Below are 22,209 nucleotides of genomic sequence, written 5' to 3'. Positions count from 1 at the left end.
CCCAACCAATCCCGGATCCAGCCCAGTCAGAAACAGACATCCCCAAAGCTCTCCTCAAGCTGTCCTAAACGCTTGAGAAGAATCATGATTTGCTAATAATTGCAACTGTAGTACTAGGACCACGGCGACTTTGGTACGCCAAAGGGACGTCTCGCCCGATGGCCGTGACCTAATCTTTCATCTGCTACAGCATGACCCACTTGAAAGAAAATCCTACGATCCACCTGCTGGGGCAACAGTTTTTCTAGCAACGAGCCCCAGGCCCTCGCCTCGATGCCTCGCCCCGCCCCGTGCGTCACGGCTATGGTCGAGCCATAACGCATTGCATCCGGAGCCCTTTCATGAAGCGGTTTTTCCTCGGCGTTGCCGCCGCAGCCGGCCTTATCCTCGCATCCTCCCAAGCCTGGTCGGCCGACAAGTTGCTCAACGCCTCCTATGACGTCGGCCGCGAACTGTTCGTCCAGGTCAACAAGGCCTTCGTCGCCGGGCATCCGGGTGTGACCGTCGACCAGTCGCATGCCGGCACCTCGGCGCAGGCGCGCGCCATCGCCGAGGGCCTTGGCGCCGATGTCGTCACCTTCAACCAGGTCACCGATGTCGATTTCCTGGTCAAGAAAGGGCTCGTCTCCGCCGACTGGCAGAAGGACTTTCCCGATAATGCCTCGCCCTTCTATTCGCTGCCTTCGTTCCTTGTGCGCGCCGGCAATCCCAAGCACATCAAGGACTGGAACGATCTGGTGCGCGACGACGTGCAGGTGATCTTCCCCAACCCGAAGACCTCCGGCAATGCGCGCTACACCTATCTGGCGGCCACTGCCTACGCCAAGGAAGCCTTCAAGGGCGACGATGCCAAGGTGAAGGAGTTCATCACCAAGCTGTTCAGCAACGTGCCGATCTTCGACACGGGTGGCCGCGCCGCGACCACCACCTTCGTGCAGCGCGAGATCGGCGACGTGCTGATCACCTTCGAATCCGAGACGCGCGGCATCCGCAAGGAGTATGGCGACGACAGGTTCGAGCAGGTCACGCCCTCGGTCAGCCTGCTCGCCGAATTCCCGGTGGCGATCGTCGACAAGGTCGCCGATCAGCACGACACGCGCGATCTGGCCAAGACCTATCTCGATTTCCTCTACACGCCGCAGGGCCAGGACATCCTCGCCCAGAACGGCAACCGGGTGCGTGATGCGGCCGTCGCCGCCAAATACAAGGCCGATTTCCCACAGGTACGCCTGCTGACTGTGGAAGACGTCTTCGGCGGCTGGGACAATATCCAGAAAGAGCATTTCGCCGCCGGCGGCCTGCTCGACCAGGCCTATGGCAGCCGCTGACGGTTTCAGCATCGATTGAGTAGATGAGGAAGCCGGCAATGAGCCGGCCTTCTTCGTCTTGCCATCCGCCAGGACGAATACGGCGCCATCCCGGCAAAACGTTACAAAGAATCAACGCGTTTGTGCCTAACGTGCCATTCGGCGCGTTGTTTTCGCGAAATATCATCGCGCGGCGAAACCGTCATTATTTGCACACAAACAGCCGCCAGATGCGGTGTGGTTGGGGCTTCAACGGGTTGACTCGGGCATGCTGACAAAAAAAGGCAAATACGGCCTCAAGGCCCTCGTGCATCTTTCCGGCTTGCCGGTTGGCCAATTGGCCTTCGTCAACGACATCGCGGTCGCCAACAACATCCCGAAGAAATTCCTCGACGCCATCCTGGGCGAGTTGCGCAATGCCGGCTTCGTCCAGAGCCGCAAGGGCAAGGAAGGCGGCTATCGCCTCGCCCGCCCGGCCTCCGATATCAAGATCGGCCATGTCGTACGCGTGCTCGACGGCCCGCTGGCGCCGATACCCTGCGCCAGCCGCACGCAGTACCAGCGCTGCGAGGATTGCGACGAGGCGACCTGCCAGGTCCGGCACATGATGCTGGAAGTGCGCCAGGCCATTGCCGAGGTGCTCGATAACAGAAGCCTCGCCGCCATGCGCGATGCCGATAACGACGATTTTCCGGTCGAGCTGTCCTCGCAGATTTAGATCGACGGCTGGGCGGCGTTTGTCATCGTAAGTTTCCATGATCGCCCATGGCGATGCCATGCCAGGCGACGGTTGCCGGCTCATGAATTGGCCAGCAGATGCATTGCGTCCGCAACGACATCGGCTACGGGACGCGTCGCGTCGCTCGTCAGCGCCCGCTCTTCGCTGCGCGGCGGCTCAAGGATGGCGAACTGGCTGTCGACCAGGCTTGCCGGCATGAAATGGCCCTTGCGGCTGGCGACCCGCTGCCTTGCCGTCGCCGGGTCGATCTCCAGATAGAGGAAGACGAGGTCGGGACAATAACCGCGCAGGCGCTCGCGATAGCTGCGCTTCAGCGCCGAGCAGGCCGCGACCACGCCCTGTCCTTCGCCGATCGACGTCGCGATGCGCTCGCCGATGGCGTTGAGCCAGCCTTCGCGCAACTGGTCGGTGAGCGGCTCGCCGCTTGCCATGCGCGCCACATTCTCCGGCGGATGCAGCCTGTCGCCTTCGATGAAGACGGCATCCAGCGCGGCCGCCAGCGCGATGCCGACAGCCGACTTGCCGCAACCGGCGACACCCATCACCACGATGGCCGGCGGCACCGAACCGGGAGCGCCTTCTTCGTCCACGGCTAGAGCATGATGCCGAAAAGTGTGAAGTGGTTTTCGGACGACATCATGCCCTATCTCCTTGATTTAGAAGCGGATTCAGATTTCAGCTCGATTCGACCTGAAATCATCCGGCTCTAGCGGCTTGCCGGCGCGCGGCCGTAGAGCAGCAGCATGGCGACGATGACGACGCCATAGATGATCTGCCGCCCCGCCTCCGGCATCTGCATGACCGACAGGATGGATTGCAGCAGCGTGATCAGGATGACGCCGGCGACGGTGCCGAGATAGGAACCGCGCCCGCCCAGGATTGAGGTGCCGCCAAGCACCACGGCGGCGATCGACGGCAAGAGATAGGCATCGCCCATCGACTGCGCCGCCTTCGAGGCATAGCCAGCCAGCAGCACGCCGCCGAAGGCCGACAGCCCGCCGGAGACGGCGAAGGCGATCATCACCACACGCCTTGTGTCGATGCCGGAGAGATAGGCGGCGCGCTCGCGGTTGCCGATGCCGTAGACGGTCCGGCCAAAGCCGGTGCGGGTCAGCGCGAAGACCATCGCGGCCCCGATCAGCGCCCAGATGATGACGGCGTTGGGAACGCCCGGAATGGCAAAACCGGTGGCGAGGTAGCGCATCGCACCCGTGGCCGAATCCTGGGGCGAGAAGCCGCCGGTGTAGACCACCATCAGCCCTTGCGCGACGGCGTTGGTGGCGAGCGTGATGATCATCGAGGGAATGCGCAGATAGGCGACGCCGATGCCGTTGACGATGCCGATCAGCACGCCGCACAAGATGCCGAACGGAATGGCCAGCGCCACGCCGAGCGGACCGTAGGCCGCCGCCGCGCAGGCCATCATCGCGCCCGCAGCAACCGACCATGGCACCGACAGGTCGATCTGGCCGAGCAGGATGACCAGCATCATGCCGGTGGCGATGACACCGAGGAACGAGGCCACCTTCAATTGCTGCAGCAGATATTCAGGCGACAGGAAGCTTCTGGAATAGAGGCTGCCGAGGAACAGCAACAGCACGATGCAGGCGAACGCGGTCAGCACCGCCGGATCGGCGCGGCGGATGAATTTCGGCATGCGGCCGGCAATGCCGCCAAGCGTCGTTTCGCTCACAGGAACCACTCCAGCCGGTTGCGGACCCGAAACAGGGCGAAGGCGCCGAGGCTGACCGCGATCAGCAGGATAACGCCCTGGAACAGCGGCTGCCAGAGCGGATCGAAATCGAAAACGAACAACAGATCGCCAATGGTGCGAAAGGCCAGCGCGCCGAAGATGGCGCCGATGGCGCTGCCCTTGCCGCCGAACAGCGAGACGCCGCCCAATACGACGGCGGCGATCGAAAACAGCGTGTAGGCGTTGCCGCTGGCATAGGCAGCATCGCCCGTATAGGTGAAGAAGGTCAAGAACAGCCCGCCGATCGCCGCCAGCAGCCCGGCCAGCGTGTAGGCGGCGAACTTGCCGCGCCTGATCGGCACGCCCGACATATAGGCCGCCGTCTCCGACGATCCCGCCGCGTAGGCAGCGCGGCCAAGCACCGAGCGGCTGAACGGCACCCAGATCAACAACACGATGGCGAACAGCACGACGAGGCTCGCCGGCACCACATCGAAGACGCGTCCGGTCATCGCATCGGCCAGATCCTCATTGACCGAGCCGCCCGGGAAGGGCCGCAGCAAAAGGCCGATGCCGTAATAGACGGCCCCGGTGGCGATGGTGGCGACGATCGGCTGCAGCCGGCCGTAGATGACGATGGCGCCGTTGATGGCGCCGCACAGAAGACCGGCTGCCAGCACGGCGATGACGCCGAGCGTCGTCTGCATGGGCGAGCCCACCACCAGCCAGGAGGCCAGGCAGTTGGTCAGGAGAAAGATCATGCCGACGGACAGGTCGATGCCGGCGGTGATCACCACCAGCGTCTGCGCCATGGCGACGAAAGCGAGCAGCACGCCCTTGTTCGCCGCCGTCTGCACCACATTGGCGGTGAAGCCGGCCGGATGGTTCGAGGTGTAGATGATGAACATGACGATGAAGATGCCGAGTGCCAGCAGCGTTCCGCGCTGCTCCGCCAGCCAGTAGCGCCAATCCTTCACGCGCTTGCTCCCAGGCCCACCGGGCTCTCCTCGCCATGGATGTTGAGCGCGCTTGCAATCAGCGCCCGCTCGGTGATCTCGGCGCCGACCAGTTCGCGCTTGACCGCGCCGTCATAGAGCACCAGCACGCGGTCGCAGCAGCCGATCAGCTCGTCATAGTCGGTCGAATAGAACAGGATCGCGGCCCCGGCGTCCGCCAGCTTGCGCATCAGCTGATAGAGCTCCTGCTTGGTGCCGACATCGATGCCGCGCGTCGGATCGTTGAGCAGGATGATGCGCGGCTGGCGCATCAGCCATTTGGCGATGACCACCTTCTGCTGGTTGCCGCCCGACAGCGCGCCGACCGGAATATCGAGACCCGCCGTCTTGATCGCGAGCAGGCCGACCATGTCGTCGATCAGCTGCTGCTCGGCGGCGCGGTCGATGATGCCACCTTTGGACAACCGGTCGAGCGCGGCGAAGGACAGGTTCTCGCGCACCGTCATCGGCAGCATCAGTCCTTCGGTCTTGCGGTCTTCGGGAATGAGCGCCATGCCGATACGGTCCTCGCGGGCCGCCGCGGGACTGCTGATCGCCACCGGCTTGCCGTCGATCAGCACCTCGCCGGAAAGGCCGCGCAGGACGCCGAAGAAGGCAAGCAGCAATTCGCGCTGGCCCTGGCCGTCGAGACCGCCGAGGCCGACCACCTCGCCTGCCCGGACGGTCAGCGAGATGTTGTGCAGCCGGTCGGTCCAGGAGAGCTTGCGGGCTTCAAGCCTGGGTGCGGCTGTAGCCGGCACAGCCGCCGGCTTGGGCGGGAAGATGTGACTGTATTCGCGGCCGATCATCAATTCGACCACCTCATTGTCGCTCTTGGAGCCGGCCTTGTAGCTGGCGACATTGCGGCCATTGCGGAACACCGTGCACTGATCGGCAAGTTCGGCGATCTCGTTCATGCGGTGCGAGATGTAGAGCAGCGCCAGCCCTTCCGCGCGCAGCCGCTTCAGGACGCCAAAAATCTTCGAGACATCCGCCGCCGCCAGCGCCGAGGTCGCCTCGTCGAGGATGAGAATGCGCGGCTTCCTGGCCAGCGCCTTGGCGATCTCGACCATCTGCCGGCGCGACAGCGGCAGATCCTTGACCAGCGCCAGCGGGTGGATGTCGCCCGCGCCCGCGCGCGCCAGCGCCTCCTCGGCGATGCGTCGCTGTGCCCCGCGGTCGATCATGCCGAAGCGTTTGGGCGGATCGGAAATGACGATGTTGTCGGCGACGCTGAGATCTGGAACCAGCGACAGCTCCTGAAAGATGCAGACGATGCCTGCCTGGTTGGCGGCGGCCGGCGACAGGAAGGTCACCTCCCGGCCATCCAGCGTCATGCGGCCCTCATCGGGCGCCACGACGCCGGCCATGACCTTGATCAACGTCGACTTACCGGCGCCGTTTTCGCCAAGGATGGCGTGGATGCTGCCGGATGTGACGACAAGCTCCGCCTTTTCCAGAGCTCGCACGCCACCATAGCGCTTGGATATGCCTTCCATCCGGAAGAGCGGAACCGCACTGTCCATCGGCCCTCCCCGGGGCGCTTTGATCGGCGTGTCAAGTGACCGGCGCCGCGGGAGATCTCACGGCGCCGGGAGTGCAGCTACTGGTCCGCCTTGGTCTGGCCCATGATTTCCTGCGCGGTGAAATTAATGCCGCAGGTCGGGAAGGAATTGCCGACGAAGAAATTGTCGGACTGGTCGGGGAAGAAATCCTGACCTGCCTTGAAGTTCGGATCCTCGACGATGGCAAGCGGCAGCTTGACCGACTGCGGGACGACATTGCCTTCAAGCGCTGAGATCGCCGTCTTGATGGCGACCGCCACCTGCGCCGGACCGGTACCGGCTGACGAGCATTTCAACCCGTCGGCCGCGTGGGCCGCGCAGAATTTGCGGAAGCCGTTCTCGGTCTCGCCGCCGAACGGCACGAAGGGATGCTTGGCATCGATCATCGCCTGCACGATACCGGTGTCGCCGCCCTGCCCGGTAACGCCGTCGAAGGGGCCGTTAGTGGCGATCGCATCGGCCGAAGCTTTTTGCGCGACGCCGTCGTCCCACTTGCCGACGACCTCGGTGACGGCCCATTTCTTGCCGGAGGCATCGAGAGCCTCGTGGATGCCGTTGTGGCGATCAGTGTCGACCGAGGTCCCCGCAACGCCGCGCACTTCGAGGATCTTGCCGCCATTCGGCACATGGGAGATCAACCATTTGCCCCATAGTTCGCCAAGACCCTTCTGGTCGACATTGACGTTGATGGCGTCCTTGGTGTCGAGAATGTTATCGAAGGCAACCAGCACGACGCCGGCTTCCTTGGCGCGCTTGATCACAGGCCCGAATGCGGTCGGGTTCTGCGCGTTGACGACGATCGCGTCATAACCGGAATCGATGAAGTTGTTGATCGCCGAAATCTGCGCCGGCACGTCCTCACCGGTCGAGACGACCTTGAATTCCTTCAGTTTCGCGGCAACGTCCTTCTGTGCCGCATAGGCCTTTGCGGTCTGCACCATCTGGATGCGCCAGGTGTTGGCGATATAGCCGTTAGCCAGCGCGATGCGGTACGGCCCAGCCTTCTTGGGGAACTTGAAGAATTGCGTGTCGGCGGCCCAGGGTGCGAAACAGTCAGGCTCGGCAGCCGGACCCTTGACGATTTCGGGACCCGCGGCAATCGCCGACGAGCTCAACATTACGAATGCAGTGGCGGCAACGATGCCACCGACGAGTGACTTGATCATCGATAATCCTCCCGATTGCAGTTCTGATTTGTTGCTTCAGTTTTATGCAATTCCCGCGTTTCCGGCAGACCCTCCCGCCTTGCCCAGTCACGCCTGCCAGGTGCCAACGACCTTCGCGCCACCTCCCCTTTGCCGTCCCCATCGACCGAAGAAAAACTATCATATTATACATAATAAACAAGCATCAGCTGTCGCTTATGTATAATAAACAAACCCGGCACTTCAGAGACGAGCCTCGCTTGGAAAAATGGTAGCGCTACCATAGCGTTGTGTAAAGCGCCATTTGAGCGCCTTCTAAAAAGCGGGTTCAGCGTGCTGTACTCTCGCGGCGCTTGAGCTCGAAGCCGAGATCGACAATCCGCTGTTCCGGCCTGTTGCCGGCGATCGCCGACAATGCCATGGCCACCGCCCGCCTGCCGATTTCATAGCGATGCGTGCGTATGCTGGTGATCGAGGGAAACGCCACCTGCATCATGTCGAGGTCGTTGAAGCCAACGATGCCGATGGTCTTGGGCACATCGATCGCGGCGCGATGGCACTCGAACAGCACGCCGAGCGCGATATCGTCATTGTTGCAGAACACGCCGTCGAGCGTCGGCATCTTGGCCAGGGCATCGCGGAACAATTCGCGGCCGAGCGGCACGCTGGACAGCACCGGCGTGGTGGTGATCAGGCGCGGATCGAACAGTCCGGCCTTCTCCATCGCCGCGCGGTAGCCGGCAAGGCGTCGCTGCGAGCGCGGGTCCATGCGCGCACCGATGAAGCCGATGCGGCGATACCCCACCTCGATCAGGTGCCCGGTCGCCGTCCTGCCGCCGTCGAGATGCGAGAAGCCGACCATCATGTCGACGGGATCGGGCCCGGTCTCCATCACCTGCACCACCGGGCAGCCGGCATTCTCCAGCAGTTTTCGCGAGGTTGGCGTCTGGTCGATGCCAGCGACGATCAATGCTGCCGGCCGCTGCGAGCCGAACAGCTGCAAGAGTCGCTCCTCCTCGAGCCCGGAATAGTGGGTGTTGCCAAGCTGGATGCGGAACGGACTGTCCGACAGGCTATCATAGATGCCGCGCACCACTTCGGCGAAGACGTTGTTGGTCAGCGACGGCACCAGCACGCCGAACACCTCGGCACGCGCCGAAGCCAGGGCCCGCGCATTGGGGTCCGGCACATAGCCGAGTTCGTCGATGGCGGCCTGGATCTGGCGGCGCAGATCCTGGCTGACGCGCTCCGGCTCGCGCAGCGCCCGCGACACGGTGATTGCGCCGACGCCGGCCTTGCGCGCGACATCCGATATGGTCGGGCGGCCGCCGCCCCGGCGCGCGCGCGGCTTGATCAAGGCCACTGCCCGCGCATATGGCCGCCGAAGCGCACCCGCAATACGATCATCTGAGCTGTCGCCATCTCACCGGCCTGTTGCCGCAACCCTTGGCCTCTGGGGTCGCGCAGCCCTTGCCCATTGTCAAGCCGAGGCGCCTCAGGCTGCCATGACCGCCCTGCCCCTTGCCTTCCACATGAACAGCCCTATCGCCGCTATGTTCAGCAAATTCCAGGCGATGCCATTGAGGAAGGCTACGGCGTAGGAGCCGGTCAGGTCGTAGATCCAGCCCGACATCCAGCCGCCGATCGCCATGCCGAAGATCGTCGCCATCATGACGATGCCGATACGCTGGCCGGCCTCCTTGGCCGGCAGATATTCGCGCACGATGATCGCATAGCAGGGCACGATGCCGCCTTGCGACAGGCCGAATACCAGAGACACGACATAGAGCGAGGCGAGCCCGTCGAACGGAATATAGAACAGCAGCGACAGGCATTGCAGCACCGAGCCGATGACCAGGGTCTTCGCGCCGCCGATGCGATCGGCAATGAAGCCCGAGGCAAGCCGGCTGACGACGCCCGCCGCCATCATGATCGACAGCATGTCGGCGCCATGCGCGATGCCGTATCCAAGATCCATGCAATAGGCGACGATGTGCACCTGCGGCATCGACATCGCCACGCAGCAGCCAAGGCCGGCGATAACCAGCAGCGCCTGCAGCGCCGCCGGCGACATTGGAATCGGTTGCACGGACCGGCTTCCCGGCGACCCGGCGGCGGCAGCCTCCGGAGCGCCGCGCCGCAGCATCAGCACCAGCGGCACCATGGTGACCAGGCAGAAGATGCCGATGGCCGCATAGGTGAAGCGCCAGCCTTCCACCTTGATCAGCGTCGGCATGATGGTCGGCCAGAGCGCGCCGGCGAGGTAATTGCCGGCCGCCGCTGCCGTTACCGCGACGCCGCGCCGGCGATTGAACCAGTGCGAGATGTCGGCGATCAGCGGCCCGAAGATCACTGACGTGCCAACACCGATCAGCACACCCTGGGCAAGGGTGAATTGCAGGATCGAGGTCGAAAGTGCGGCTAGCAGGAGGCCAGCCGAGAGTGCTATGGAGGAAATCAGCGCCGGGATCCAATAGCCCATGCGATCGATGGCGCGGCCCACCAGCACATTGCCGGCGGCGAAGCCCACCATGGTCGCGGTGTAGGGCATGGATGCCGCTGCTCGGTCGACGCCGAACTCGGCCTGCACCGCCGGCAGCACCACGACGACGGCCCACATGCCGACCGCACCGATCGTCGCCAGCACCATCGAGATGGCCAGACGCATCCAGGCGTAGGAACTGTCGATCCCGGGGCTCGGCCGGCTCAAGTCGGTTCGGGTCAAAGGCGTTTCCTGTCGACGGTTACGAAAACCGGCTGCCGTTTGCGCCACTATCGGCGCATTCTCGGGACGCAGCAGCGCCACGGTGGGCAAATCCGTGGCTCCAGAGCGGACAAGAAAGCGGGAACCGACGCCGATGTCTGGAGTTTTCCGATCATCAAGCCGCAAAGGAGTCCCAGCCATGACCGCTGCCAGGCAGAAATGGTCGGCCGAGGTGACCGAGCACAGCGACGCCATGGATCTCGAGGATCACATCTTCGAGTCCGACGATGCCAAGAAGATCGCCGCCTCGCTCAAACGGTCGGCCGAACACAGCCACCGCCGCAAGGCCGAACCCTTCCAATCCGCCATGTCGATGCTGAATTTCTATATCAACCGTGCCGGCAAGAACCTGCCCGCCACGCGCAGACGAGTGCTTGAGCGCGCCAAGGACGAACTGCGCGTGGCCTTCGGGCGCGAGAAGGAAGATTAGCTCTGGCCAGGGGTGTGTTGAGATTCAGGTCAGGCCGAGCCGATCACGTTGTCGGTGTTGGCAAGCAGCTTGCGCACCGCGGCGCGCGCCGCGTCCGGGCGTTGCAGCCGGATGTTCTTCTCGATCGCCTCATGCAGCTTCTGCACGTGATTGAGGTCGTCGACCGCCCGTGTGGTGAAGGTGAAGAGATGGTCGAAGGCCGACTCGATGAGCACGCCGAGCGGCACCAGGAGGTCGTTGCCGGAAGCCCGCAGGATGGCCAGGTGAAAACGCGTGTCGGCGCGCGTGCGCTCCTGCAGGCTGGTCGCCTCCCCCATCTCGCGGCAGGCCTGGCTGATCTCGGCCATCTGCTCGTCGGTCCGCCGCATGGCGGCGAAGGCGGCGGCTTCCGGCTCGATGATGTGGCGGAACTCCTGCACCGTCTTGAGGAACACCTCGCGGTCGGGCGACGTCGCGTACCAGGCGAGCACGTCGCGGTCGAGCAGGTTCCAGCGCTCCTTCGGCTCGACCCAGCTGCCTATCTTCGGGCGCGAGGCCAAGAGGCTCTTGGCCATCAGCATCTTGATCGCCTCGCGCACCGCCGACCGGCTGACGCTGAAGGTTTCCGACCATTTCGCCTCATTGGGCAGGATGGTGCCGGGCGGATAGTCGCCGCGCACGATCCGCAGGCCAATTTCGCTGGCCAGCGACGTGTGCACGCTGGCGCCGGGAATGCGCGCCGCATCGGATCGGCGAACGCCAGGCTGGCGCTCGGCGGATGCCGGCTTTTTCGGCGATCTTTCCTTGTTCGGCTTTGCGTCCCGCATGGACTTCAGAAAGGCCGGATTGCGGAACCTGTCAAGCGCGGCGCGGGGGTTGGGCCGCAAAGCCCGCTTCTATGCACAACCCAGCCGCGATTTTATCCCCGTTCGGCCTATTTGACATATTTGCGCCAGCTATGCTCCGGACGGAAGTCGAGCATGTCGCGCGCCTTGCGATTGGAAAGCAGCGTCTCGTATTCGCCGAGTTCGGCCTTGACCGGCACATCCGGATAAAACCGCCTCAAAAGTTCGGCCGTCGGCAGGTCGGACGAAGTGTCGTCATTGGCGGCGTTGAACACCTGGTAGCCGAGCCCATCCTTCTCGATGGCGCGCAGCGTGATCTGGCCGAGATCGCGCGCGTCGACATAGCTCCAGGCGATGCGCTTGCGGAAACCGGGATCGGCGAACCATTTCGGGAACAGCGAATATTCATGCGGCTCGATGACATTGCCGATGCGCAAGGCATAGATGTCGGTGCCATTGCGCTGCGCGAAGGCTCGCGCCGTCTTCTCGTTGACGATCTTGGACAGCGCATAGCTGTCCATTGGGTCGACGTCATACTCCTCGTCGAGCGGGAAATATTTGGGGTCGCGCGGCTCGTTGGCGAACACCAGGCCATAGGTCGTCTCCGAGGAGGCGATGATCACCTTGCGGATGCCGAGTTTCACCGCGGCCTCGATGACATTGTAGGTGCCCATCGCATTGATGCGGAACACTTCATTGTCCGGCGTGATCATGATGCGCGGGATGGCGGCGAAATGCACCACCGCATCCACCGGTTGCGGGCGCAGCGACGGGTCGAATTCGTGCAGTCCCATATAGCTCGACAGCGCGTTGAACACCTGCCCGCTATCGGTGATGTCGGTGATCAGCGTGCGCACCTTGGGATTGTCGAGGGGCTTGGTGTCGATGTTGAGCACCTGGCAGCCCTGTTCGACAAGATACTGCACGACATGACGCCCAGCCTTGCCGCTGCCGCCGGTGAACATGATCCGCTTCGTCATTCTGGTCTCCATGACAGGCTCTGGAATTGCCGTCTATTGTCAGACAATATTGCTTTCTGCAACCGCATATGGCTAAAACAGCGGCACAATTATCGATAATCCAGGACAGGACGACGACATGAACACCACCACCGCGCGCGAAAAGATCGGCTTCATCGGCCTTGGCCTGATGGGGCACGGCATTGCCAAGAATATCGTCGACAAGGGCCATCCCCTGACATTCCTTGGCCGCAAGAACCGCAAGCCGGCAGAGGACCTTCTCGGCCGCGGCGCCAGGGAAGCATCGACCTCGCGCGATGTGGCAGTGGCGTCCGATATCGTCTTCATCTGCGTCACCGGTTCGCGCGAAGTGGAGGCCATCATCCGAGGCCCCGGCGGCCTCAAGGAGGGCTTGAAGAAAGGCTCGGTCGTCGTCGATTGTTCGACCTCGGACCCGGTCTCGACGGTGGCGCTTGCGGCCGAACTCAAGGCGCTGGGCATCGATTACGTCGACGCGCCGCTGAGCCGCACGCCGAAAGAAGCCTGGGAAGGCACGCTCGACGCCATGGTCGGCGCACCCGACGCCGTCTTTGCCAGGGTCAAGCCGGTGATCGAGACCTGGGCCGGCCGCATCGTGCATATCGGCGACACCGGCGATGGCCACCGCATGAAGCTGCTCAACAATTTCATCTCGCTGGGCTACGCCGCCCTCTATTCCGAGGCGCTTGCCCTGGCCGAAAAGGTCGGCATCTCGCCACCGCGGTTCGACAGCGTCATCCGCAATGGCCGCATGGATTGCGGCTTCTACCAGACCTTCATGCGCTGGACGCTGGAAGGCGACCGCGACGCCCACAAATTCACCATCGCCAACGCCTTCAAGGACCTGACCTATCTGGAATCGATGGCGGGTGCCGCCGGCATCGCCAACCCGCTCGGCAACGCCACCAAGAATTCCTTCGCCGGCGCCCATGCCACCGGCCCGGCCGAACAGTTCGTGCCGATGCTGGCGACCCATATCGGCAAGGTCAACGGCGTCGACCTGATGCCGACCAAGGATGGCAAAAAGCAGACGATCTAAGGCTGTAACTCTTTGTTTTGATGCAATTCCCAAGGGAAAGCGCTGCGCGCTTTCCCTTGGGAAAACCGTTTCACACTTTTCCTGGAATTGCTCTGACTCTTTGTTTTGACGCAATTCCGGGCGGAAAACCGTTTCACACTTTTCCTGGAATTGCTCTGACGGCCGGACGGCTAACGCCGCCGGCTTCCGATCCCGTCATCGGTGTCGGCGAGCAGCTTGTGCACGGCATTGCGCGCCGCCGCCGGCCGTTGCAGGCGGATGTTCTTCTCGATCGCCTCGTGCAGTTTCTGCGCCCGGTTCTGGTCGCTGACCTGGCGTGTCGTGAAAACGAAGAGATGGTCGAGCGCGGACTCGATCAGCACGCCGAGCGGCACCAGAAGGTCGTTGCCGGAAGCCCGCAGGATGGCGAGGTGGAAGCGCGTGTCGGCACGGATGCGTTCCGGCAGGTTCGCAGCCTCGCCCATCTCGCGGCAGGCCAGGCTGATCTCGGCCATCTGCTCGTCGCTGCGCCGCATGGCGGCAAAGGCGGATGCTTGCGGCTCGATGATGTGGCGGAACTCCTGCACGGTGCGCAGGAAGGTTTCACGGTCGGGTGCGGTCGCGTACCAGGCAAGCACGTCGCGGTCGAGCAGGTTCCAGCGCTCCTTCGGTTCGACCCAACTGCCGATCTTGGGACGTGATGCCAAAAGGCTCTTGGCCATCAGCATCTTGATCGCCTCGCGCACCGCCGAGCGGCTGACATTGAACGTTTCGGCCCATTTGGCCTCGTTGGGCAAGATGCTGCCGGGCGGATAGTCGCCGCGCACGATCCGTAGACCAATCTCGCTGGCGAGCGAGGCATGAACACTGGACCCGGGAAAGTGCGCCGCATCCGCCCTGCGCACGACGGCCGGATCGCGGCTGGCTTGCGCCTTGGCCCGGCTGGCTTGCTTCTTCGCCTTGTCCTGGGGCATCCACGTTCCAATACGGTCGACCGCCTGTCGCCCGGAGATACTCCGAACCCTGTGGCGCGCCGATTCCGTCACCGAAAAATCCAAACCACGGACGCGTCGAGGCCGGAGCCTGTTGCCCCTTGCCATGGCGTCTCGCTCAGGAATTGACGGGGCGCCCGTTGCCGAGCGCCCCGGATCGAAAGACCTATTTCTGGATGCAGGTGTCGACCGTGTCCTTGGTGCACTCATCGAGGCCGGTGAAGACCGGATCGTCGACCTTCTTGCCCGTGATCAGGTCGATCATCACCGACGGCGCCTTGTAGCCCATTTCAAAGGGCCGCTGGCCGACCAGCGCGGTGACCAGGCCATCCTTGGCGATCGCCACTTCGTCGCCGATCGTGTCGGCGGCGCCGATGACGAAGTCGTTCTTGGCCAGCCGGTCCTTCAGCGGTCCAACCAGGTCACGATAAGGCTGCGGCGCGCCGAACAGCGGCCAGCCGCCCATGATGCCGAAGGCGTCGAGCTTGGGGTTGGCGGCGAGAATGTCGGTCATCGCCTGAACGCCCTTGGCGCCGTCGTCGTTGGTGAACACCGGGCAGCCGGCGACTTCCGTCCATCCGCCCTCACCGGCAAGCGTCGCAAGGCCTTCCTTGCCCGTCAGAGCATCGCGCATGCCTTGCGCGCGGCGCAGGATGTTGTCGGCAGCCGGATTGCCTTCGATCGTGCAGATCGTGCCGCCCTTCGGCTTGGCCTTCTTGATGTACTCGCCGATCTTCTTGCCCATCAGGTAGTTGTCGGTGCCGAGATAGGTCTTGCGCAGTGCGGCGTCCGCCTTGGCAAGGTCGGCGTCGACGGTCATGATCGGGATTGACGGATTGGCGCTCTTGATCGTCTGCGCGATCAGCGGCGCATTGGACGGCGAAATCGCCATCGCCACCGTGTCGGGCTTGCTCAGCATATCCTGGACGATCTGTGCCTCGCCGGCCTCGTCGGAAGTCGACGCCGGACCGGTGTAGAAGCACGCATATTCCGAGCTGGCGTTCTCCTTGTTCCATTTCTCGCAGCCCTGATGGATCGCTTCGAAGAATGGATTGTCGAGACCTTTCACCACGATGACGAGCTGCTTCTTGGCCAAAGCCGGCCCGGCGCCCAGCGCCATGGCGGCGACGGCGGCGAGCAATACTGTTTTCCTCATGTCAGTCCTCCCTTGGAAACGGACGGACACGGCGTGCCCGCCATACAAATCGACCTGATGCGAGATGGCAGAGCCAACGCTCGTGCCGGCGGGCAAGGCCGATAAGCATTTTCAGATGCGACCGGACCGGAAACGTGCCGGAACGGCCGATAACCTCCCACCGGTCCCGCCGCAACAATGGTTTGGGACCGGATATCTTTCTCCGACCATCAACTAATAACGGCGCGGCGCCAACGTCAATTGCTATTTGTCCTACAAAACGGATTTTTCAGAAGCACATGTCACTATTCGTCTGACAAATAGCCCATTTCGACAATTGACGCCCGTGCGGGCGTTCGCGTAAATGCCGAAGATCGTTGCTTCCGGGAGGAATGGGGAGCACGATATCGGAGCTGCGACCTGGAAAAGGCATGCGGCAGGACATGGGAGGCAACAGGCTGGTGGCGGTTCTCGAACTCACCAACATCTCGAAGCATTTTGGCGCCATCCAGGCTGTCAACGACGTGTCGCTGTCGATCGAACCCGGCCAGGTCGTCGGCCTGATGGGCGACAATGGCGCCGGCAAGTCGACGCTGGTCAAGATGATCGCCGGCAATTTCCATCCGAGCCATGGCACCATGCGCATGGACGACAAGGAATTGATCCTGAACAAGCCGGCGGAAGCCCGCCAGCACGGCATCGAGATCGTCCACCAGGATCTTGCGCTCTGCAACAATCTGACAGCGGCCGCCAATGTCTATCTCGGCCGCGAGTTGCGGCGCGGCGTCGGCCCCTTCCGCATCCTCGACTATGCCGCGATGTACAAGCGCGCCGGCCAACTCTTCGCCGAGTTGAAGTCCGAGACCCGCCCGCGCGATCTCGTCAAGCAGATGTCGGGCGGCCAGCGCCAGGCGGTTGCGATCGCCCGTACAATGCTGTCGCAGGCCAAGATCGTGCTGATGGACGAACCGACGGCGGCGATCTCGGTCAGGCAAGTCGCCGAAGTGCTCAACCTGATCCGCCATCTGCGCGACCAGGGCATAGCGGTGGTGCTGATCAGCCACCGCATGCCCGACGTGTTCGACGTCGCCGACCGCGTCATCGTCATGCGGCGCGGACGCAAGGTCGCCGACAAGGCAATCGCATCGAGCTCGCCCGAGGAGGTCACCGGGCTCATCACTGGCGCCATCGAGCAGGTCTCGTGAGCGCGGTTAATCCGGATTTCACCAGGCCGGCGTGCATCGCCGCCGGCAGGAAAGGTCGATAATGGCAGTCACCCTTGATCAGACGATCGCGCAGAAGCAGCACACTTTCCTGTCGCGGCTGTTCTCCACCCAGACCTTCTGGGTGGTGATCGCCGTCATCCTCGCCTGCATCTTCCTGTCGTTCGCCACCGACGCCTTCGCAACCTCGAAGAACCTCTACAACATCACCCGTAACATCACCTTCGTCGCCATCGTCGCGCTCGGCATGACCTTCGTCATCATCACCGGCGGCATCGATCTGTCGGTCGGCTCGGTTCTGTGCCTGTCATCGATGGTGCTGGCCGTCACCATGCATGCCGGCTATTCGATCGAAATCGGCATCCTGGCCTCGATCGCCACAGCGCTCGCCATCGGTGCCTTCAACGGCATCCTGACCGCCTATCTCGGCTTTCCACCTTTCGTGGTGACGCTCGGCATGCTGTCGATTGCCCGCAGCCTGGCCATGGTCGCCTCCAACAACACCGTCGTCTTCCAGTTCGGGCCGGACCACGACAAGCTGCTGGCGCTCGGCGGCGGCGCCTGGGTGTTCGGCATCGCCAATCCGGTGCTCTACATGATCCTTTTGGCGCTGATCACCGGCTTCATCCTGCGCTGGACCAAGTTCGGCCGGCACATCTTCGCCATTGGCGGCAACGAGCACGCGGCAACGCTGACCGGCGTCCCGGTGAAGCAGATCAAGGTAGCCGTCTACATGATATCGGCGCTGTCGGCGGGAATTGCCGGGATCATCCAGACCGGCTGGCTCGGCGCCGTCACCACCAATCTCGGCACCGGCATGGAGTTGCAGGTCATCGCCGCCACCGTCATCGGCGGCGCCAACCTGGCCGGCGGTGTCGGCACCGCCTTCGGCGCCATTGTCGGCGCGGCCCTCATCGAGGTCATCCGCAATAGCCTTGGCCTGCTCGGCATCAATGCCTTCTGGCAAGGCACCTTCATCGGCGGCGCCATCCTGTTGGCGGTGCTGTTCGACCGCATCCGTAATTTCAGGCGCAACGACTGACATTTAAGTGCCTGTCCTTCTCCCTCATGGGCCCTCATGGGAGAAGGACATTGCCAAGCGCTGTTCGTTCCAGTTCCTATCGCTCAGTCTGAAAATCAGCCGGAGCGAGCCGCCACCGCTCGCCGCCAACAGCCCATGTCTTGACGGAAACAGGCAACCGGCAGCACAATCTCCAGGCAGGCGAAGGGAGGCCAGTCGTCTGCGGGAGGATATACCCATGACGGAAGCGATCAGGCTCTACTGGGGCCGGTTCGGACATGTTTCTGTCCTGAATGTCGCAAGCGACTTCGTCACCCATGCCCATGTCGAGGCGCATCTGATCATCTGGCTCGAAGGCACCGCCGGCGAGATGACCATCGGCCGCGAGACGGTGCGGCTCGGCCCCTGCACCGCCGCCGGCATCAATTCCTTCCAGCCGCACAGCCACGTCCTGTCGCAAAACGGGACGCCGGGTCTGTTCCTCGCCTTCTACATCGATCCCGACTGGGCGCGCCGTCGCCGCGACCTGCTCTCCTCCGCGCCGCTGTTCGCCCAGGCGGCGATCACGCTGGAGCCCTGGCTGCACCAGGCCGCCGCCAGCCTGCTCGACCATCTGACCGACAATGAAAGCATCGACGACGTCGCCAATTACGAGATCGAGCGCTTCATCGATTCGGTGCTCGATGCCGCCGACGCGTGGGCGCCGCAGGAGGCGCGCACCCGCATCAACACCATGCAGGATTTCCGCGTTCGCAAGGCCATTCAGCTGATGAAGGCCAATGTCTGCGAGCGTATTTCCTTCGATGACGTGGCGCGCAGCGTCGGCCTGTCGCGGCCGCATTTCTTCGCCCTGTTCAAGGAACAGACCAATCTGACGCCCAACGTCTACTGGAACACGCTGCGCATGGAGGAGGCCGTGCGGCAGCTGCAATGGTCGCAGGAGCCGCTGATCTCGGTCGCCTGCAATCTCGGCTTCACCACGCAGGGCAATTTCTCGCGCTTCTTCCGCGACCATGTCGGCGTGCCGCCGACGCTTTATCGCGAGGCCGCGCGGGCAACCGCCTGAGCCTGCTTTTTCAGACTCCTTGATACGCGCACAAGACGCATTGATAAGCGTCAGCCAGGCCACCGCCCTACCCTTGCCCGACTGTCGCATTCGCAAGGGAACGTCCTATGGCAAAAGTCACCATCTCCAGCGTCATCGACGCGCCGGTCGAAAAGGTCTGGGCGCGCATACGCGACTTCAACGGCCTGCCGGGCTGGCATCCGCGCATGGTCGAAAGCCATATTGAGGATGGCAAGGACGCCTCGACGATCGGCTGCGTGCGCAATTTCGAGCTGATCACCGGCGCGCGGCTGCGCGAAAAACTGCTCGACCTTTCCGATGAGAACTTCCTCGTCAGCTATTCCATCCTGGAAACGCCGCAGCCGCTGACCAACCACAAGGCGACGCTGCAGCTCAGGCGTGTCACCGATGGCGACCGCACCTATGCCGAATGGACCGCCAGCTTCGATGCATCCCCCGAAGAAGCCGACAAGATCGCCGCCGGCATGGGCGCCAACGTCTTTCAGGGCGGTTTCAACGCCCTGAAGAGCCATTTTGCCGGCCAGAGCTGAATTTGGGCTTCAGAACAGGAGCGTTCCATGGCGCTTGCCCTCCAGACTTTCCTGACCGTGCAGGACGCCAATGCGGCGCTGAAGGCGGCCGGCACCCGCTATCTTGGCGGCGGCACGCTCGTGGTCCGCGCGGCCAATGAAGGCGATGTTTCGGTCTTCGGCCTTGTCAGATCGACCGACCCGGCCCTCACGGCCATCACGGTCGCCGACGGCAAGGTCCGCATCGGCGCATCGGTGACCATGGCGGCGATCGCCCGCCATCCGGAGCTCGCCATCCTTGCCAAGGCCGCGCGCGCCGTCGGCGGTCCGGCGATCCGCAACATGGCGACTGTCGGCGGCAATCTGTTCGCGCCGGCGCCCTATGGCGATTTCGCCGTGGCCTTGCTGGCGCTCGACGCCATGGTCGGCACCGAAGATGGCGAATTGCCGATCGAGACTTTTCTCGCCAGGCGGGACGGCAGCCGCTCCGTCGTCACGTCAGTCGGTTTCACACTGCCAAAGGCCGACGGCTTCCGTTTCCTGAAAGTGTCGCGGGTCAAGCCCAAAGGCGTTTCGGTGCTCAGCATCGCCGCCGTCCTGGAACAGGCCGCCGACGGCACCGTGTCCTCGGCGCGGATCACGCTTGGCTGCATGGCCGACCGGCCAATGCGGGCCAAGGCGACGGAAAAGGCGCTCGAAGGAAAGAAACTCGACCAGAACGGCATCGCGGCAGCATTGGCCGTCGCCACCGAGGGCATTGCGCCGATCACCGATCCGATCGCCAGCGCCTGGTACCGCGCTGAAGTCCTGCCGGTCCATCTCGGCCGGCTGCTGCTGGCCTGAAATCATCGTTGGGGGGCGCGCGTCTGTCCGATCCGTCGGGCAGGCACGCAAGGAGGAAACATGGCGAAGATCCCGGTTCAATTCACGCTCAACGGCTCCGAGAAAGCCGAATTCATCGACAGCGGCACGACGCTGCTCAACGCTCTGCGCGACAAGATCGGCGACACCTCGCCGAAGGGCGGCTGCCACCAAGGCACATGCGGCGCCTGTTCGGTCATCATCGACGGCGAACTCAGGCTGTCCTGCCTGACCTTGGCCGAAACCTGCAATGGCGCTGCCATCACCACGACATCGGGCCTCGCCGAAGGCGGCGTGCTGCATCCGCTGCAGCGCGCCTTCCTCGACAGCTTCGCCACGCAGTGCGGCTTCTGCACGCCGGGCATGATCATGGCCGCCAAGGTGCTGCTCGACCGCACGCCAAACCCCAGCCGCGACGAGGTGGTGGAGGCGCTGTCCGGCAATATCTGCCGCTGTACCGGTTACGAACCGATCATCCAGGCGGTGCTCACCGCGGCCAGTGCCAATTCGCAGAACGCGGCCTGAGGGACCGACGATGGAACTGCGCAAGAACTACTTCGCCGATGTCCGCAAGGACGATCTGCACGAAATCGGCCAGCCCCGGCCGCGTTCGGATTCGCCCGGCCATGTCACCGGCAAGACCGCCTTTTTCGCCGACCGCAACTTTCCCGACATGCTGCACCTGAAGATGGTGCGCAGCCCGCACCACCATGCCCGCATCCGCTCGATCGACACATCCGAGGCCGAAAAGCATCCAGGCGTGGTCAAGGTGCTGACCGCCAAGGACGTGCCGCACAATGTCTACACCATCCTGATCCTCATCCAGATCGGCCCTGAGGACGAGACGGTGCTGGCCGACGGCAAGGTGCGCTGGAAGGGCGAGGCCGTGGTGGCGCTGCTGGCCGAGACCGAGCGCGCCGCGCAGGAGGCCGCCGCCAGGGTCAAGGTCGACTACGAGGTGCTGCCGGCCGTCTTCGATATGGAGGAAGCGCTGAAGCCCGGCGCGCCGCTGGTCAACGAATATCATGGCCAGAACTACTATCTCTATGACAGCGGCGAGTGCCGCAAGGTCCGTTTCGGCGATGTCGAGGCGGGCTTTTCCGGCGCCGACCACATCCTTGAGCAGAGCTACCAATCCTCGCCGATCGAGCATGCGCCGACCGAGACCACCGGCTGCGTGGTGGTGCCCGAAGGCAATGACCGCTTCACCTGCTACACCAACACGCAGGCGATGTTCTTCACCCTCGACAACACCTCGATCATCCTGCAGATGCCGGGCAGCAAGCTGCATTTCGTCGGCGGCACGGTCGGCGGCGGTTTTGGCGGCAAGGTCGACGTCATCGTCGAGCCCATCGCCATCCTTGGCGCCAAGCTCACGGGCCGGCCGGTCTCCTTTGTCTACAGCCGTGAGGAGGAAATGCAGATATCCTCGCCCCGCGCGGCCGAAAAAGTCGTCATCAAGGACGGTGTGATGAAGGACGGCCGTATCGTCGCCCGAAAGGTCACCGGCTACACCGATGCCGGCGCCTATTCGCGCCACTCGCCCTATGGCGCGCAGAAGGGTGCCGGACACTATCCCGGCCCCTACACCATCCCCAATGTCTGGATCGACACCTATTGCGTCTACACCAACCGCACGCCGTCCTCGGCCATGCGCGGCTTCGGCGTCACCATCGGCGACTTTGCGCTGGAGGTGCAGATGGACAAGCTGGCGCGGCTGATCGGCATGGACCCGCTCGAATTCCGCTTCATCAACGCCTATCGCGACGGCGACATGAAGGCGCATCGCCAGCCGACGGAAGGGGCAGCGCTCATCGAGTGCATGCAGGAAGCCTCGCGCGCCGCCAACTGGCCGGTGGCCGAGAAATATATGGCGATGTCCTCCTACAAGAAGGGAGCCTGA

22 protein-coding genes are annotated in these 22,209 nt (G+C 63.4%); 11 read left to right on the top strand and 11 right to left on the bottom strand.

Annotation, left to right across the window (positions count from 1 at the left end):
• Positions 1–341 precede the first annotated feature (341 nt).
• Complete coding sequence (locus FJ546_RS30070; RefSeq protein ID WP_140892837.1) at positions 342–1,328, top strand: sulfate ABC transporter substrate-binding protein; 987 nt, start codon at positions 342–344, stop codon at positions 1,326–1,328.
• 247 nt (positions 1,329–1,575) lie between these two features.
• Entirely contained in the window at positions 1,576–2,025 is a 450-nt protein-coding gene (locus FJ546_RS30065; RefSeq protein ID WP_140892835.1) for an Rrf2 family transcriptional regulator, read from the top strand.
• Between the two features lie 80 nt (positions 2,026–2,105).
• On the opposite strand, the gene FJ546_RS30060 is transcribed toward FJ546_RS30065, so the two are convergent.
• From FJ546_RS30060 to FJ546_RS30030, 7 genes are all read right to left on the bottom strand, one after another.
• Complete coding sequence (locus tag FJ546_RS30060) at positions 2,106–2,588, bottom strand: gluconokinase (RefSeq protein ID WP_246687020.1); 483 nt, start codon at positions 2,586–2,588, stop codon at positions 2,106–2,108.
• A gap of 164 nt (positions 2,589–2,752) precedes the next feature.
• Complete coding sequence (locus FJ546_RS30055; protein ID WP_140892832.1) at positions 2,753–3,739, bottom strand: ABC transporter permease; 987 nt, start codon at positions 3,737–3,739, stop codon at positions 2,753–2,755.
• Positions 3,736–4,716 carry an ABC transporter permease gene (locus FJ546_RS30050; RefSeq protein ID WP_140892830.1) on the bottom strand — a complete coding sequence of 327 codons (981 nt, stop codon included), beginning with the start codon at positions 4,714–4,716 and terminating at the stop codon, positions 3,736–3,738. Before FJ546_RS30050 ends, FJ546_RS30055 begins: the two co-directional genes overlap by 4 nt.
• Positions 4,713–6,260 (bottom strand): sugar ABC transporter ATP-binding protein, encoded by a 1,548-nt coding sequence (locus tag FJ546_RS30045; RefSeq protein WP_140892828.1) that lies wholly within the window; start codon positions 6,258–6,260, stop codon positions 4,713–4,715. The genes FJ546_RS30050 and FJ546_RS30045 overlap by 4 nt, the downstream gene beginning before the upstream one ends.
• A 77-nt stretch (positions 6,261–6,337) precedes the next feature.
• Positions 6,338–7,465, bottom strand: a complete 1,128-nt coding sequence (locus tag FJ546_RS30040) for a sugar ABC transporter substrate-binding protein (RefSeq protein ID WP_140892827.1) — start codon at positions 7,463–7,465, stop codon at positions 6,338–6,340.
• Positions 7,466–7,772: 307 nt separating this feature from the next.
• On the bottom strand, positions 7,773–8,801 hold the full coding sequence (locus FJ546_RS30035) for a LacI family DNA-binding transcriptional regulator (RefSeq protein ID WP_140892825.1): 1,029 nt from the start codon (positions 8,799–8,801) through the stop codon (positions 7,773–7,775).
• Positions 8,802–8,939: 138 nt separating this feature from the next.
• The gene (locus FJ546_RS30030; protein WP_140892823.1) at positions 8,940–10,169 is read right to left on the bottom strand and encodes an MFS transporter; all 1,230 of its coding nucleotides are present in this window, start codon (positions 10,167–10,169) and stop codon (positions 8,940–8,942) included.
• 178 nt (positions 10,170–10,347) lie between these two features.
• Between FJ546_RS30030 and FJ546_RS30025 the strand changes: the two genes are divergently transcribed.
• Complete coding sequence (locus tag FJ546_RS30025; protein ID WP_181168147.1) at positions 10,348–10,638, top strand: DUF3175 domain-containing protein; 291 nt, start codon at positions 10,348–10,350, stop codon at positions 10,636–10,638.
• 29 nt (positions 10,639–10,667) lie between these two features.
• Here FJ546_RS30025 and FJ546_RS30020 read toward each other — a convergent pair whose 3' ends face one another.
• On the bottom strand, positions 10,668–11,444 hold the full coding sequence (locus FJ546_RS30020; protein ID WP_140892820.1) for a FadR/GntR family transcriptional regulator: 777 nt from the start codon (positions 11,442–11,444) through the stop codon (positions 10,668–10,670).
• A 107-nt stretch (positions 11,445–11,551) separates the two neighbouring features.
• Complete coding sequence (locus FJ546_RS30015) at positions 11,552–12,442, bottom strand: NAD(P)-dependent oxidoreductase (protein WP_140892819.1); 891 nt, start codon at positions 12,440–12,442, stop codon at positions 11,552–11,554.
• A 118-nt stretch (positions 12,443–12,560) separates the two neighbouring features.
• On the opposite strand from FJ546_RS30015, the gene FJ546_RS30010 reads away from it, so the two are divergent.
• On the top strand, positions 12,561–13,499 hold the full coding sequence (locus FJ546_RS30010; protein WP_140892817.1) for an NAD(P)-dependent oxidoreductase: 939 nt from the start codon (positions 12,561–12,563) through the stop codon (positions 13,497–13,499).
• A gap of 170 nt (positions 13,500–13,669) precedes the next feature.
• On the opposite strand, the gene FJ546_RS30005 is transcribed toward FJ546_RS30010, so the two are convergent.
• Complete coding sequence (locus FJ546_RS30005) at positions 13,670–14,452, bottom strand: FadR/GntR family transcriptional regulator (RefSeq protein WP_140892816.1); 783 nt, start codon at positions 14,450–14,452, stop codon at positions 13,670–13,672.
• A 184-nt stretch (positions 14,453–14,636) separates the two neighbouring features.
• A complete protein-coding gene (locus tag FJ546_RS30000; RefSeq protein ID WP_140892814.1) occupies positions 14,637–15,626 on the bottom strand; it encodes a sugar-binding protein in 990 nt (329 codons plus the stop codon).
• A gap of 440 nt (positions 15,627–16,066) precedes the next feature.
• Here FJ546_RS30000 and FJ546_RS29995 point away from each other — a divergent pair, with 440 nt between their 5' ends.
• The 7 genes from FJ546_RS29995 to FJ546_RS31975 all read left to right on the top strand — a co-directional run bounded on the left by FJ546_RS29995 (position 16,067) and on the right by FJ546_RS31975 (position 22,209).
• Positions 16,067–16,810, top strand: a complete 744-nt coding sequence (locus tag FJ546_RS29995; RefSeq protein ID WP_027047043.1) for an ATP-binding cassette domain-containing protein — start codon at positions 16,067–16,069, stop codon at positions 16,808–16,810.
• Positions 16,811–16,871: 61 nt separating this feature from the next.
• Positions 16,872–17,870, top strand: coding sequence for an ABC transporter permease (locus FJ546_RS29990; RefSeq protein WP_095773852.1), 999 nt, complete (start codon positions 16,872–16,874; stop codon positions 17,868–17,870).
• A 217-nt stretch (positions 17,871–18,087) separates the two neighbouring features.
• Positions 18,088–18,915 carry an AraC family transcriptional regulator gene (locus FJ546_RS29985; protein ID WP_140892812.1) on the top strand — a complete coding sequence of 276 codons (828 nt, stop codon included), beginning with the start codon at positions 18,088–18,090 and terminating at the stop codon, positions 18,913–18,915.
• A 107-nt stretch (positions 18,916–19,022) separates the two neighbouring features.
• Complete coding sequence (locus FJ546_RS29980; RefSeq protein WP_140892811.1) at positions 19,023–19,466, top strand: SRPBCC family protein; 444 nt, start codon at positions 19,023–19,025, stop codon at positions 19,464–19,466.
• Between the two features lie 27 nt (positions 19,467–19,493).
• Positions 19,494–20,288, top strand: a complete 795-nt coding sequence (locus tag FJ546_RS29975; protein ID WP_140892809.1) for an FAD binding domain-containing protein — start codon at positions 19,494–19,496, stop codon at positions 20,286–20,288.
• A 60-nt stretch (positions 20,289–20,348) separates the two neighbouring features.
• The gene (locus FJ546_RS29970) at positions 20,349–20,831 is read left to right on the top strand and encodes a (2Fe-2S)-binding protein (protein WP_140892807.1); all 483 of its coding nucleotides are present in this window, start codon (positions 20,349–20,351) and stop codon (positions 20,829–20,831) included.
• 10 nt (positions 20,832–20,841) lie between these two features.
• Positions 20,842–22,209, top strand: coding sequence for a xanthine dehydrogenase family protein molybdopterin-binding subunit (locus tag FJ546_RS31975; protein ID WP_140892806.1), 1,368 nt, complete (start codon positions 20,842–20,844; stop codon positions 22,207–22,209).

The organism is Mesorhizobium sp. B2-4-19 (assembly GCF_006441315.1).
Lineage (GTDB): Bacteria > Pseudomonadota > Alphaproteobacteria > Rhizobiales > Rhizobiaceae > Mesorhizobium.
Note: the sequence above shows the minus strand (reverse complement) of the source record. Positions and strands in the feature narration are given on the sequence as shown.

Coding starts and splice junctions, on each gene's coding strand:
- FJ546_RS31975 (WP_140892806.1), top strand. CDS start 20,842: ATGGAACTGCGCAAGAACTACTTCGCCGATGTCCGCAAGGACGATCTG.
- FJ546_RS29970 (WP_140892807.1), top strand. CDS start 20,349: ATGGCGAAGATCCCGGTTCAATTCACGCTCAACGGCTCCGAGAAAGCC.
- FJ546_RS30000 (WP_140892814.1), bottom strand. CDS start 15,626: ATGAGGAAAACAGTATTGCTCGCCGCCGTCGCCGCCATGGCGCTGGGC.
- FJ546_RS30010 (WP_140892817.1), top strand. CDS start 12,561: ATGAACACCACCACCGCGCGCGAAAAGATCGGCTTCATCGGCCTTGGC.
- FJ546_RS29990 (WP_095773852.1), top strand. CDS start 16,872: ATGGCAGTCACCCTTGATCAGACGATCGCGCAGAAGCAGCACACTTTC.
- FJ546_RS30015 (WP_140892819.1), bottom strand. CDS start 12,442: ATGACGAAGCGGATCATGTTCACCGGCGGCAGCGGCAAGGCTGGGCGT.
- FJ546_RS29980 (WP_140892811.1), top strand. CDS start 19,023: ATGGCAAAAGTCACCATCTCCAGCGTCATCGACGCGCCGGTCGAAAAG.
- FJ546_RS30070 (WP_140892837.1), top strand. CDS start 342: ATGAAGCGGTTTTTCCTCGGCGTTGCCGCCGCAGCCGGCCTTATCCTC.
- FJ546_RS30065 (WP_140892835.1), top strand. CDS start 1,576: ATGCTGACAAAAAAAGGCAAATACGGCCTCAAGGCCCTCGTGCATCTT.
- FJ546_RS30025 (WP_181168147.1), top strand. CDS start 10,348: ATGACCGCTGCCAGGCAGAAATGGTCGGCCGAGGTGACCGAGCACAGC.
- FJ546_RS30005 (WP_140892816.1), bottom strand. CDS start 14,452: ATGCCCCAGGACAAGGCGAAGAAGCAAGCCAGCCGGGCCAAGGCGCAA.
- FJ546_RS30060 (WP_246687020.1), bottom strand. CDS start 2,588: ATGGGTGTCGCCGGTTGCGGCAAGTCGGCTGTCGGCATCGCGCTGGCG.
- FJ546_RS29985 (WP_140892812.1), top strand. CDS start 18,088: ATGACGGAAGCGATCAGGCTCTACTGGGGCCGGTTCGGACATGTTTCT.
- FJ546_RS30040 (WP_140892827.1), bottom strand. CDS start 7,465: ATGATCAAGTCACTCGTCGGTGGCATCGTTGCCGCCACTGCATTCGTA.
- FJ546_RS30020 (WP_140892820.1), bottom strand. CDS start 11,444: ATGCGGGACGCAAAGCCGAACAAGGAAAGATCGCCGAAAAAGCCGGCA.
- FJ546_RS29975 (WP_140892809.1), top strand. CDS start 19,494: ATGGCGCTTGCCCTCCAGACTTTCCTGACCGTGCAGGACGCCAATGCG.
- FJ546_RS30045 (WP_140892828.1), bottom strand. CDS start 6,260: ATGGACAGTGCGGTTCCGCTCTTCCGGATGGAAGGCATATCCAAGCGC.